The organism is Enterobacter sp. BIGb0383, assembly GCF_003751845.1.
Taxonomy (GTDB): Bacteria; Pseudomonadota; Gammaproteobacteria; order Enterobacterales; family Enterobacteriaceae; genus BIGb0383.
On sequence record NZ_RJKQ01000002.1, the window covers coordinates 359,441 to 371,965 of the forward strand.

Annotated in this window: 13 protein-coding genes; 12 read left to right on the plus strand and 1 reads right to left on the minus strand. The window is 56.8% G+C overall.

What is annotated here, in order from left to right; all coding sequences use genetic code 11:
- Position 1 precedes the first annotated feature (1 nt).
- Positions 2-643, plus strand: coding sequence for a nicotinate-nucleotide adenylyltransferase (nadD, locus tag EDF81_RS10100; protein ID WP_123349025.1), 642 nt, complete (start codon positions 2-4; stop codon positions 641-643).
- On the opposite strand, the gene cobD is transcribed toward nadD, so the two are convergent.
- Entirely contained in the window at positions 632-1,711 is a 1,080-nt protein-coding gene (cobD, locus tag EDF81_RS10105) for a threonine-phosphate decarboxylase CobD (RefSeq protein WP_123348012.1), read from the minus strand. The two genes, nadD and cobD, sit on opposite strands and share 12 nt — an antisense overlap.
- A 96-nt stretch (positions 1,712-1,807) precedes the next feature.
- Between cobD and EDF81_RS10110 the strand changes: the two genes are divergently transcribed.
- The 11 genes from EDF81_RS10110 (at position 1,808) to lipA (ending at position 12,511) form a co-directional block, all read left to right on the plus strand.
- Entirely contained in the window at positions 1,808-2,407 is a 600-nt protein-coding gene (locus EDF81_RS10110) for an adenosylcobalamin/alpha-ribazole phosphatase (protein ID WP_123348013.1), read from the plus strand.
- A gap of 253 nt (positions 2,408-2,660) precedes the next feature.
- On the plus strand, positions 2,661-2,978 hold the full coding sequence (gene rsfS, locus EDF81_RS10120) for a ribosome silencing factor (protein WP_123348015.1): 318 nt from the start codon (positions 2,661-2,663) through the stop codon (positions 2,976-2,978).
- Positions 2,979-2,981: 3 nt separating this feature from the next.
- A complete protein-coding gene (rlmH, locus tag EDF81_RS10125) occupies positions 2,982-3,449 on the plus strand; it encodes a 23S rRNA (pseudouridine(1915)-N(3))-methyltransferase RlmH (RefSeq protein WP_123348016.1) in 468 nt (155 codons plus the stop codon).
- A gap of 27 nt (positions 3,450-3,476) precedes the next feature.
- On the plus strand, positions 3,477-5,375 hold the full coding sequence (gene mrdA, locus EDF81_RS10130; protein WP_123348017.1) for a peptidoglycan DD-transpeptidase MrdA: 1,899 nt from the start codon (positions 3,477-3,479) through the stop codon (positions 5,373-5,375).
- 5 nt (positions 5,376-5,380) lie between these two features.
- Positions 5,381-6,493: a peptidoglycan glycosyltransferase MrdB gene (mrdB, locus tag EDF81_RS10135; RefSeq protein ID WP_123349026.1), complete on the plus strand. Its 1,113-nt coding sequence runs from the start codon at positions 5,381-5,383 to the stop codon at positions 6,491-6,493.
- A gap of 10 nt (positions 6,494-6,503) precedes the next feature.
- Complete coding sequence (gene rlpA, locus EDF81_RS10140) at positions 6,504-7,646, plus strand: endolytic peptidoglycan transglycosylase RlpA (RefSeq protein WP_123348018.1); 1,143 nt, start codon at positions 6,504-6,506, stop codon at positions 7,644-7,646.
- Positions 7,647-7,785: 139 nt separating this feature from the next.
- A complete protein-coding gene (gene dacA, locus EDF81_RS10150) occupies positions 7,786-8,994 on the plus strand; it encodes a D-alanyl-D-alanine carboxypeptidase DacA (protein ID WP_123348020.1) in 1,209 nt (402 codons plus the stop codon).
- 103 nt (positions 8,995-9,097) lie between these two features.
- On the plus strand, positions 9,098-9,361 hold the full coding sequence (ybeD, locus tag EDF81_RS10155) for a DUF493 family protein YbeD (RefSeq protein WP_123348021.1): 264 nt from the start codon (positions 9,098-9,100) through the stop codon (positions 9,359-9,361).
- A gap of 92 nt (positions 9,362-9,453) precedes the next feature.
- A complete protein-coding gene (lipB, locus tag EDF81_RS10160; RefSeq protein WP_123348022.1) occupies positions 9,454-10,095 on the plus strand; it encodes a lipoyl(octanoyl) transferase LipB in 642 nt (213 codons plus the stop codon).
- Between the two features lie 297 nt (positions 10,096-10,392).
- On the plus strand, positions 10,393-11,346 hold the full coding sequence (locus EDF81_RS10165) for a YbeF family transcriptional regulator (protein WP_123348023.1): 954 nt from the start codon (positions 10,393-10,395) through the stop codon (positions 11,344-11,346).
- A 199-nt stretch (positions 11,347-11,545) separates the two neighbouring features.
- Positions 11,546-12,511, plus strand: a complete 966-nt coding sequence (gene lipA / locus EDF81_RS10170) for a lipoyl synthase (RefSeq protein ID WP_123348024.1) — start codon at positions 11,546-11,548, stop codon at positions 12,509-12,511.
- Positions 12,512-12,525: the final 14 nt, after the last annotated feature.

Sequence of the window (12,525 nt, forward strand, 5' to 3'; positions counted from 1 at the left end):
TATGACATCGTTACAGGCACTCTTTGGCGGGACTTTCGATCCCATTCACTATGGTCACCTCACGCCGGTGGAAACTCTGGCAAATCAGGTGGGCCTGTCACGCGTCATTATCATGCCCAACAACGTGCCGCCGCACCGTGCCCAGCCGGAAGCGACCAGCGCCCAGCGTAAGCGGATGGTCGAGCTGGCGATTGCCGATAAGCCGCTGTTCCGCCTGGATGAACGAGAGCTGAAGAACGACGCGCCCTCTTATACGGCGCAGACGCTGCAGGCCTGGCGGGAAGAGCAAGGCCCTGACGCCTCTCTGGCGTTTATTATCGGCCAGGATTCGCTGCTGACGTTCCCCAGCTGGCACAGCTATGAAACGATCCTCGATAACTGTCATCTGATCGTCTGCCGTCGCCCGGGTTACGCAATGACCATGCCCGAAGAGGTGCACCAGCAGTGGCTGGAACGGCATCTGACCCGCGATATGGAAGATCTGCACCGGCTCCCGGCAGGTAAAATCTGGCTGGCGGAAACCCCGTGGCTGGCGATCTCCGCCACGCTGATCCGCGAGCGGCTGGAGCAACACGAAGCCTGCGACGATCTGCTCCCGCAGGCGGTGCTCGACTATATCAATGCCGAAGGGCTATACCGCTAAAACCTGTTCAAACGCCTCCACCAGACGGTCATTTTCCCCCGCGCTACGCACTGCCACCCGAAAATAGCGCTCGTCCAGCCCTGGATAGTTGGCGCAGCTACGGATCAGCACATGCTGCTCCAGCAGCGCGCGCTGTAGATCCAGCCCCGCCACATCACAGCGCAGAAACAGATAGTTCGCCTGCCCTTCGAGGACCGTTACGCCGGAAAGCGCCCGCAGCCGCTGACAGAGCCGGGGACGTTCGGCGTTAAGCCACCGTAGCGTCGCCTGCTGGTAAGCCTTATCCTCCAGAATCACCTCACCCGCCAGCGCGGCCAGCGCGTTAATGGTCCAGGGCATCTGCCGTTCACGCAGCTGTGCGACCGCCTGCGGATCGCTGTTCAGCAGATAGCCCAGCCGCAGGCCGGGGATGGCGTAGAATTTGGTCAGGGAGCGCAGTACCCAGAGGTGCGGGTTACTGGCAAGATGCGGGATCAACCCGCTGCGATCGGGCAGAAAATCGAGAAAGGCCTCATCCACAATCAGGGCGATATTCAGCTGGCGACAGCGCGCCACAATCTCCAGCAGCAGGCTCTCATCCGGCATCAGGCCGGTAGGATTATTGGGCGTGCACAAAAACAGGCAATCCAGCTCCGCCGTCAGCGCGGGCAGAATCGACTCTGTTAACTGCCAGCCTTCGGCTTCCGTCAGCAAAAACGTCTCAATCTGGCAGTCAACCTGCTGCAGGGCGCGGCGGTATTCAGCAAAGCCCGGCGCAACCAGCATAGCGCGACGCGGGGCCAGCATCTGTACGAGAGTATAAATCACCTCCGTTTCGCCATTGCCCGCCAGCAGCCAGGCGGCAGGCAGCTGATGATGCGCGGCCAGGGCCTGATACAAGCCGGGATAGGCGGGATCCGGATAGCGTTCCAGCAGGTCCATATTCTGACAAAGCGCCTGCTTTAAGGCCCCGGGCATCCCCAGCGGATTAATATTGGCGCTAAAATCCAGCAACTGCTGCGGATCGATGCCCAGCCACGCCGCCGCCTCGCGGATATTGCCCCCGTGGGCGCTGTTCAGCAAAGCCATATTGCCACTCCGGTCAAAAAGGTTATCTTAACGGAAAACGACGACCGGTTAGGGTCGCGAAATCAATTTTATGCTTTCATCAACAGGGAGAAACCTATGCGGCTCTGGCTGGTACGCCACGGCGAAACTGACGCCAACGTAGCGGGCGTGTTTTGCGGTCATGCTCCGGCGGTGCTGACCGCACGCGGAATAGAACAGGCCCGGACGCTGCATACACTCTTGCAGGACGTCACTTTTGACCATGTCTTTTGCAGCGAGCTGGAGCGCGCCCGGCATACCGCCCGGCTGGTGCTGGCCGATACGGCCGTGCCGGTCGAGACGACGTCGCTGCTGAACGAGATGTTTTTTGGTGAGTGGGAGATGCGCCACCATCGCGATCTGGCAGAGGAAGATGTGGAAAACTGGGCGGCCTGGTGTGCGGACTGGGAAAATACCGTTCCGCCCGGCGGCGAGGGGTTTCAGGACTTCAGCACCCGCGTCAGCGAATTTATCGCGCAGCTGGCGCAGCACAGCGAGCGGGAAAATGTGCTTATTGTCAGCCACCAGGGCGTACTCAGCCTGCTGATTGCCCTGCTGCTAAAGATGCCCGCCGCCGCCCTGTGGCATTTTCATCTGGATCAGGGGTGCTGGAGTTTGATCGAACTTAAGGAGGATTTCGCCACCCTGCGCGTGCTGAACAGTCGCGCCAGCGCCTGATTTGCCGTTTTTTCACCCGCAACGACGCCGTCCCATTGACAGACATCGACAGGCTGCTATTCTCCGCAGCCTGTGCGGCCTCGCCCGAGAAATTGTTTTACAAAAATGGCGATGCAATCACACGCCCGGGATGGGATGATAGCCCACTTTCCCGAGCCCATCCGGCAACATTTTGTCCCGAATACGCGAGACTTTCGGGTATACTGTCGGGCTGTTTACTATTGATTAATTTTCAACTCCCCAGGGGGAACACTTGCAGGGTAAAGAACTCCAGGATTTTGTTATCGACAAAATAGATGACCTGAAAGGTCAGGACATCATCGCTATCGACGTTAAGGGTAAGTCCAGCATCACGGATTGCATGGTTATCTGTACCGGCACCTCCAGCCGCCACGTTGCTTCTATTGCCGATCATGTGGTGCAGGAATCCCGCGCTTCAGGGCTGCTGCCGCTGGGCGTTGAAGGCCAGGCCATCGCTGACTGGGTCGTTGTCGATCTGGGAGACGTCATCGTCCACGTGATGCAGGAAGAGAGCCGTCGTCTGTACGAGCTGGAAAAACTCTGGGGTTAATGCGTGAAGCTTCAGCTGGTCGCCGTCGGCGCTAAAATGCCCGACTGGGTACAAACCGGTTTTACCGAGTACCTGCGACGCTTTCCGAAAGATATGCCGTTTGAACTGATCGAGATCCCGGCGGGAAAGCGCGGCAAAAACGCCGATATTAAACGCATTCTTGAAAAAGAAGGCGAGCTGATGCTGGCCGCCGCGGGCAAGAACCGCATCGTGACCCTCGATATCCCGGGGAAACCCTGGGATACGCCGCAGCTGGCCAATGAACTGGAGCGGTGGAAGATGGACGGCCGCGACGTCAGCCTGCTGATTGGCGGTCCTGAAGGTTTGTCGCCCGCCTGTAAAGCGGCGGCGGAACAAAGTTGGTCACTCTCCGCGTTGACCCTTCCCCACCCGCTGGTGCGGGTGCTGGTTGCGGAGAGCCTGTATCGGGCGTGGAGCATCACCACTAACCACCCTTACCACCGCGAGTAATGATGACAAGGGTAGATTAAGCAGCGGATGAAATTACAGAATTCTTTTCGCGACTATACCGCAGAATCCGCGCTCTTCGTGCGTCGGGCGCTGGTCGCCTTTGCCGGGATCGTCGTGCTGACCGGCGTGCTGATCGCCAACCTCTACAATCTGCAAATCGTCCGCTTTACCGACTACCAGACGCGCTCCAATGAAAACCGCATCAAGCTGGTGCCCATCGCACCCAGCCGCGGCATTATTTACGATCGCAACGGCATCCCGCTGGCGCTGAACCGCACCATCTATCAGGTAGAGATGATGCCGGAGAAGGTCGATAACATTCAGCAAACGCTGGAAGACCTGCGCAGCGTGGTCGATCTGACCGATGATGATATCGCCAATTTCAAAAAAGAGCGTTCACGCTCGCACCGTTTCACCTCTATCCCGGTTAAAACTAACCTGACGGAAATCCAGGTCGCACGTTTCGCGGTGAACCAGTATCGCTTCCCGGGTGTGGAAGTTAAAGGCTACAAGCGCCGCTACTACCCGTATGGCTCCGCCCTGACCCACGTGATTGGCTACGTGTCGAAAATCAACGACCGCGACGTCGAACGCCTGGATAAAGACGGCAAGCTGGCGAACTATGCGGCGACCCACGATATCGGCAAGCTGGGTATCGAGCGCTACTATGAAGAGATGCTCCATGGTCAGACCGGCTATGAAGAGGTCGAGGTCAACAACCGCGGACGCGTGATCCGCCAGCTGAAAGAAGTGCCGCCGCAGGCCGGGTTCGATATCCGACTGACCATCGATGTGAATTTACAGACCTATATTGAAACATTGCTGGAAGGCAGCCGTGCCGCCGTCGTGGTCACCGATCCACGCACCGGCGGTATTCTGGCGCTGGTATCGACCCCCAGCTACAACCCGAACCTGTTTGTTGATGGCATCTCCACGAAAGACTACAAAGGCCTACTGGACGATCCCAATACGCCGTTGATTAACCGTGCGACCCAGGGTGTCTACCCGCCGGCCTCCACGGTGAAGCCGTTTGTTGCCGTCTCGGCACTGACAACCGGCGTAATTAACCATAATACGACCCTGTTTGACCCCGGCTGGTGGCAGCTGCCCGGCTCCGAAAAGCGCTATCGCGACTGGAAAAAATGGGGCCACGGCCGTCTGAATATCACCAAATCCCTGGAAGAGTCGGCGGATACCTTCTTCTACCAGGTCGCCTACGATATGGGTATCGACCGCCTGTCTGAGTGGATGGGCAAGTTTGGCTACGGCCATTACACCGGTATCGATCTTTCGGAAGAACGTTCCGGTAATATGCCTACCCGCGAATGGAAGCTGAAACACGTTAAGAAGCCCTGGTACCAGGGCGACACCATTCCGGTGGGGATCGGCCAGGGCTACTGGACGGCGACGCCGCTGCAGATGAACAAAGCCCTGGTCACTCTGATTAACGACGGGGTGGTCAAAGTTCCGCACCTGATGATGAGTACCGTCCAGGACGGAAAACAGGTGCCGTGGAAGCAGGCGGAACAAACCACCATTGGCGATATTCACTCCGGCTTCTGGGAGATCGCCAAAGACGGTATGTACGGCGTGGCTAACCGGGCCAACGGTACCGGGCATAAATACTTTGCCAGCGCGCCCTATAAAATTGCCGCCAAGTCAGGTACTGCTCAGGTTTACGGCCTTAAGGCCAACGAAACCTATAACGCCCATAAGATAGCGGAACGCCTGCGCGACCATAAGCTGATGACGGCATTTGCCCCTTACGACAAACCCCAGGTCGCCGTGGCGATCATCCTTGAGAACGGCGGCGTAGGGCCGGCGGTCGGTACCATCATGCGTCAGATCCTCGATCACATCATGCTGGGTGATAACAACACGGATTTACCGGATGAAAACCCAGCCACGGCGGCGGCGGAGGATTAATGACCATGACGGATAACCGCAACAAAAAGTCTCTGTGGGATAAAATCCATATCGACCCTCTCTTTCTGCTGATTATTCTCGCGCTGCTGGTGTACAGCTCGCTGGTTATCTGGAGCGCCAGCGGCCAGGATATCGGCATGACCGAACGTAAGATTGGTCAGATTGCCATCGGCCTGGTGGTGATGGTGGTGATGGCGCAGATCCCGCCCCGGGTTTATGAAGGCTGGGCGCCCTATCTCTATATCGTCTGCGTGATCCTGCTGATTGCCGTTGATGCATTCGGGGCCATTTCAAAAGGCGCACAGCGCTGGCTGGATCTGGGTATCATTCGTTTCCAGCCCTCGGAAATCGCCAAAATAGCCGTACCGCTGATGGTGGCGCGCTTTATTAACCGCGATGTCTGCCCACCGTCGCTGAAAAATACCGCTATCGCGCTGGTACTGATTTTTATGCCCACGCTGCTGGTTGCCGCTCAGCCTGACCTCGGCACCTCGATTCTGGTCGCGCTTTCCGGCCTCTTCGTGCTGTTCTTATCCGGCCTGAGCTGGCGGTTGATCGGCATTGCGGCCCTGCTGCTGGCGGCCTTTATTCCGATTCTGTGGTTCTTCCTGATGCACGATTACCAGCGTCAGCGCGTCATGATGCTGCTGGATCCGGAATCCGATCCGCTCGGCGCGGGCTATCATATTATTCAGTCCAAAATTGCTATCGGCTCCGGCGGCTTCGGTGGCAAAGGCTGGCTGCACGGTACGCAGTCGCAGCTGGAGTTCCTTCCTGAACGCCATACGGACTTTATCTTTGCCGTTCTGGCGGAGGAGCTCGGGCTGGTGGGTATTCTGATCCTGCTGGCGCTCTATCTGCTGCTGATTATGCGCGGGCTGTGGATTGCCGCCCACGCGCAGACCACCTTTGGCCGGGTAATGGCCGGTGGCCTGATGCTGATTTTATTCGTTTATGTCTTCGTGAATATTGGTATGGTGAGCGGTATTCTGCCGGTTGTAGGGGTGCCCCTGCCGCTGGTGAGTTACGGAGGCTCAGCGCTCATCGTACTCATGGCCGGGTTTGGTATCATCATGTCGATACACACCCACAGAAAAATGCTGTCGAAAAGTGTGTAAGAGGTACGCAATGCGTAAACAATGGCTCGGAATCTGTGTCGCGGCGGGACTGCTGGCGGCCTGTACCAGTGATGATGGCCAGCAGCAGACCGCTGTGGCACCGCAACCTGCGGTATGTAACGGTCCGATAGTCGAAATCAGCGGCGCGGAGCCTCGCTTTGAGCCTCTGAACGCCACGGCCAACCAGGATTATCAGCGCGACGGTAAAAACTACAAAATCGTGCAGGATGCCTCCCGCTTCAGCCAGGCCGGTTTCGCCGCAATTTATGACGCCGAGCCGGGCAGCAACCTGACCGCCTCCGGTGAAATGTTTGACGCCGCAGCGCTGACGGCGGCGCACCCGACGCTGCCGATCCCAAGCTATGCCCGCATCACCAACCTGGCGAACGGGCGTATGCTCGTGGTACGCATCAACGATCGCGGCCCCTACGGCAATGACCGGGTTATTTCCCTCTCCCGTGCCGCCGCCGATCGCCTGAACAACTCGAACAATACCAAGGTGCGGATCGACCCGATTATCGTGGCCCAGGATGGCAGCATGTCCGGCCCGGGAACCGTCTGTACCACTATCGCCAAACAAACCTACGCGCTGCCAGCGCGTCCGGATTTAGCCGGCGGTATGGGCAGCGTCTCCTCCGCACCGCAGGCGATGCAGCCGCAGGGCGACGTTCGCGAGATCAGTAATTCGACGCTGCAAAGCGAAGACAGCGCTGGCGCTCCGGTCAGAAGCAGCGGTTTTCTCGGTGCCCCGACCACGCTGAATACCGGCGTACTGGAAAGCAGTGAGCCCGCAGCACCGGCTGCCGCTACGCCAGTGGTCGCAACGCAGAACGCGCCGATTACGGCACCGGGTTCCGTTCAGGGTGCCGTTCCTGCTGCTGCCCCCGCCGCTCAGACAGCAGCACCTGCCGCAGCACCGGCGGCTGCCGGTAGCCTGGTGGTCCAGGTTGGCGCCGTCAGCGATCAAGGCCGTGCCCAACAGTTCCAGCAGCGCTTAAGCCAGCAGTTCTCTGCGCCGGGACGCGTGGTACAGAACGGTGCGGTCTGGCGTATCCAACTGGGGCCGTTTAGCAGCAAGGCCGAAGCCAGCGCGCTACAGCAGCGCCTGCAAAGCGAAGCGCAGCTGCAGTCGTTTGTGGCCAGCGCCAACTGATTTACGTACGCATCTGAGATTGTCAATTTCTGTAAGTGACGTTAACAAAGTCATGCGCAATCTCAGATGCCCGCCTGTATAGCATTTGCTATAGTAGGGCACTTTTTTTAACTCCATCACGGATGTCGTTGTTCTGACCATGAAGACCACTTTCTCTGCTCGTTTTGTGCAGCGCCTGGCGCTCACCACGGCTCTCTGTGCCGCAACCAGCGTTGCGTATGCCGATGACCTGAATATCAAAACCATGATCCCGGGTGCGCCGCAAATCGACGCAGAATCCTGGATCCTGATCGACTACAACTCCGGCAAGGTTCTGGCAGAGCAGAATGCGGACGCGCGCCGCGATCCCGCCAGCCTGACAAAAATGATGACCAGCTACGTTATCGGTCAGGCCATGAAAGCCGGTAAGTTCAAAGAGAGCGACCTGGTGACCATCGGCAACGACGCCTGGGCCACCGGCAACCCGGTCTTCAAAGGCTCCTCCCTGATGTTCCTGAAGCCGGGCATGCAGGTGCCGGTTTCGCAGCTGATCCGCGGTATTAACCTGCAGTCGGGCAACGATGCCTGCGTAGCGATGGCCGATTTCGTTGCCGGTAGCCAGGATGCGTTTGTCAGCCTGATGAACAGCTACGTTAACGCCCTGGGTCTGCAGAACAGCCACTTCCAGACCGTGCACGGTCTCGATGCCGAAGGTCAGTACAGCTCCGCACGCGATATGGCGTTGATTGGTCAGTCTCTGATCCGCGACGTTCCGGCTGAATACACCATCTACAAAGAGAAAGAGTTCACCTTTAACGGTATCCGTCAGACAAACCGCAACGGTCTGCTGTGGGACAATAGCCTGAACGTTGACGGTATCAAAACCGGCCATACGGACAAAGCGGGCTATAACCTTGTCGCCTCGGCGACCGAAGGCCAGATGCGCCTGATCTCTGCGGTAATGGGCGGACGTACCTTTAAGGGCCGTGAAACCGAAAGTAAAAAGCTGCTGACCTGGGGCTTCCGTTTCTTTGAAACCGTTAACCCGCTGAAAGTGGGCAAAGAGTTCGCGTCTGAACCCGCCTGGTTCGGCGACAGCGACCGTGCGTCTCTGGGCGTGGATAAAGACGTCTATCTGACTATCCCACGCGGCCGCATGAAAGATCTGAAAGCCAGCTATGTGCTGAACAGCAGCGAGCTGCACGCACCGCTGCAGAAAAACCAGGTCGTGGGTACCATTAACTTCCAGCTGGACGGTAAAACTATCGAACAGCGCCCGCTGGTGGTGCTGCAGCAGATCGAAGAAGGCAATTTCTTCGGTAAAATCATCGACTATATCAAGCTGACCTTCCACCACTGGTTCGGTTAATAAATCGCCACTTGAAATAGCGATTTTCATCCCCATATACTTAGCATGACCCAGACTCCTGCCTTTTATGGCAGGAGTCGTTCTTTTTAACGCCGGAGCTGACATGAAAACCAAACTTAACGAACTGCTTGAATTCCCGACTTCCTTTACCTACAAGGTAATGGGCCAGGCGGTGCCCGAGCTGGTTGACCAGGTGGTGGAAGTGGTACAGCGCCACGCGCCGGGTGACTACTCACCGCAGGTGAAACCGAGCAGCAAAGGCAACTACCATTCGGTGTCTATCACTATTACCGCCACGCATATCGAGCAGGTAGAGACTCTGTACGAAGAGCTGGGCAATATTGAAAGCGTCCGTATGGTGCTGTAAGCCTTATCGTTACCCGGCCACGCCGGGTAACCCCTTCCCCGCTGTGATATACTCCCCGACACTCTTTTTATTTCCTCCCCGGAGATACCGTTTTGTTTCAGGATAAAATTCTGGTTCGCCACCTCGGTCAGCAGCCCTACGCACCGATATCCCAGGCGATGCATGAGTTTACCGACACCCGCGATGAAAACACGTTCGATGAGATATGGCTGGTAGAGCATCCCCCGGTTTTCACCCAGGGGCAGGCCGGTAAAGCGGAACATATTCTCGCCACCGGTGATATTCCGGTGATCCAGAGCGATCGCGGCGGCCAGGTGACCTACCACGGCCCGGGCCAGCAGGTCATGTACGTGTTACTGAATCTTAAGCGTCGTAAGCTTGGCGTGCGCGAGCTGGTGACCCTGCTGGAGCAGACCGTGGTTGATACGCTGGCTGAGCTGGGTATTGAAGCCTTCCCGCGTGCCGATGCGCCCGGCGTCTATGTGGGTGAGAAGAAGATTTGCTCTCTCGGCCTGCGTATCCGTAAAGGCTGCTCTTTCCACGGCCTGGCACTCAATATTGCGATGGACCTTTCCCCTTTCCAGCGGATTAATCCCTGCGGCTATGCGGGTATGGAAATGGCGCAGGTCAAGGACTGGGTGGCCGATGCCACGCCGGCCAGTATCGAGCCCATACTGGTTCGTCACTTTCTGACAGGGTTAAATAATCCGCCCCACGAATATATTTCTGGATGATATATCCTGTATGGCGGTCATTTATTATGCAGACCGCCACTGTTTCACCCTTCCCTCTTTACAACCCTGGAAAGATTCTCTATTTTTTCATGGCGGCTTGATTTAATTAATAATAGACACCTGCTCAATACCCTTGAGCGGCAAGGCTGTTGCCGCGCCTGATAAATACCGCTCCGTAAAGCGAGATGCTGATTTATAAGGCAAAAACATTCACCAAAATAATGCGTCAACAACAATAATAACGAGTAATGACGTTTCTACTATTATTTATAATGTGTATGAATTCGGAGAGTCAGCGTGGATTATAATGACCTGCCAGAAAGACGGATTAGCCAGCGTCTCGATGATGACACGCCGCAAATATTTCGCACGCTACGTAATATCGATCTTAATTTGCTGACGATCTTCGAAGCCGTATATGTCCATAAGGGTATCGTTAACGCCGCCAAAATCCTCAACCTGACGCCGTCGGCAATAAGCCAGTCGATTCAGAAACTGCGCACTATTTTTCCCGACCCGCTGTTTATCCGCAAAGGCCAGGGCGTCACGCCGACCGCCTACGCCACGCATCTGCACGACTATATTAGCCAGGGCCTGGAATCGATTCTTGGCGCGCTGGATCTTAGCGGCAGCTATGACAAGCAGCGCACCATTACCATAGGGACGCCGCCTTCGCTGGGGGCAATGCTGATGCCGCCCATTTATAAAGCGGTAAAAGAGAGCTATCCCCACCTGCTGCTGCGCAATACGCCGGTGACGGATGCGGCCACCCAGCTCAGTCAGTTCCAGACGGACCTGATTATCGACAGTCACGTGCACAGCGTGCGCTCGCTGGCCCATCATATCCTCTATAGCGACCCGCTGGTGCTGGTCTGTCGGAAAGGCCATCCGGCGCTACAGGCGCCACTCACGCTGCCGGATCTGGAGCAGTTTCAGCACACGCTGCTGATGCTGGAAGGTCAGGGGCACAGCGACCTGCGTAAGCGTATTCACGATATGTTCCCTGAACGGCAGGTCAGCTTCAGCAGTTACAATATGTTTACGATTGCAGCACTGATTGCCGGTAGCGATTTACTCGGCCTGATGCCGAAGCGTTTCTTCGATCTGTTCAGCCAGTGCTGGCCCCTGCAGACAATCGATTTTTCGCCAGTCAACGAGGAATGCATTGAATTTTCACTACATTATAACAAGCTCAGCCTGCGCGATCCGGTGATTGAAGGCGTCGTCGAGGTGATTCGTCAGGCGCTGTAAGATGTCCCTTTCCTGCCTCGTCCCGCCTGGGCAAACGCATAAACCAACAACTATTTTACATTTTGCCGGGTTCTCAGGCTGCTTTATCACCCCCATCAATGGTATACTGCCGGTCGTTAATTCAAAAATAGTTGATAAATACAACATTACCTTGAATTGAAACGCTTTCCCTCGTTATTGGCAACTGGAACACGCACGTATGAGTAAACCCATTGTGATGGAACGCGGTGTTAAATACCGCGACGCCGATAAAATGGCCCTTATCCCGGTTAAAAACGTGGCAACAGAGCGCGAAGAGCTGTTAAGAAAACCGGAATGGATGAAGATTAAACTTCCGGCAGACTCTTCCCGTATCCAGGGTATCAAGGCCGCGATGCGCAAGAATGGCTTACATTCTGTGTGCGAAGAAGCCTCCTGCCCTAACCTGGCTGAGTGTTTCAACCACGGTACTGCCACCTTTATGATCCTGGGTGCCATCTGTACCCGTCGCTGTCCGTTCTGCGACGTGGCCCACGGCCGCCCGGTCGCACCGGATGCAAACGAGCCGCTGAAGCTGGCTCAGACCATCGCCGATATGGCGCTGCGCTATGTGGTCATTACCTCCGTTGACCGCGATGACCTGCGCGACGGCGGTGCCCAGCACTTCGCCGACTGTATCACCGCCATCCGTGAAAAAAGCCCGACCATTAAAATCGAGACGCTGGTCCCGGACTTCCGTGGCCGTATGGATCGTGCCCTGGAGATCATCACCGCCACGCCGCCGGATGTGTTTAACCACAACCTGGAAAACGTGCCGCGTGTCTATCGCCAGGTGCGTCCGGGCGCCGACTACAACTGGTCCCTGAAGCTGCTGGAGCGCTTTAAAGAAGCGCACCCGGATATCCCGACCAAGTCTGGTCTGATGGTTGGCCTGGGTGAAACCAACGCGGAAATCATCGAAGTGATGCGCGACCTGCGTCGCCACGGCGTCACCATGCTGACGCTGGGCCAGTATCTGCAGCCAAGCCGTCACCATCTGCCGGTACAGCGCTATGTCAGCCCGCTTGAGTTCGATGAAATGAAAGAAGAAGCGCTGGCGATGGGCTTCACCCACGCAGCCTGCGGCCCGTTTGTTCGCTCTTCTTATCACGCCGACCTGCAGGCGAAAGGGATGGAAGTGAAGTAACGCAGCGCTGACGC

Bases quoted from the DNA above. Each gene is read 5' to 3' on its own strand.
- nadD (WP_123349025.1), top strand. From the start codon at position 2: ATGACATCGTTACAGGCACTCTTTGGCGGGACTTTCGATCCCATTCAC.
- cobD (WP_123348012.1), bottom strand. From the start codon at position 1,711: ATGGCTTTGCTGAACAGCGCCCACGGGGGCAATATCCGCGAGGCGGCG.
- EDF81_RS10110 (WP_123348013.1), top strand. From the start codon at position 1,808: ATGCGGCTCTGGCTGGTACGCCACGGCGAAACTGACGCCAACGTAGCG.
- mrdA (WP_123348017.1), top strand. From the start codon at position 3,477: ATGAAATTACAGAATTCTTTTCGCGACTATACCGCAGAATCCGCGCTC.
- mrdB (WP_123349026.1), top strand. From the start codon at position 5,381: ATGACGGATAACCGCAACAAAAAGTCTCTGTGGGATAAAATCCATATC.
- rlpA (WP_123348018.1), top strand. From the start codon at position 6,504: ATGCGTAAACAATGGCTCGGAATCTGTGTCGCGGCGGGACTGCTGGCG.
- dacA (WP_123348020.1), top strand. From the start codon at position 7,786: ATGAAGACCACTTTCTCTGCTCGTTTTGTGCAGCGCCTGGCGCTCACC.
- ybeD (WP_123348021.1), top strand. From the start codon at position 9,098: ATGAAAACCAAACTTAACGAACTGCTTGAATTCCCGACTTCCTTTACC.
- lipA (WP_123348024.1), top strand. From the start codon at position 11,546: ATGAGTAAACCCATTGTGATGGAACGCGGTGTTAAATACCGCGACGCC.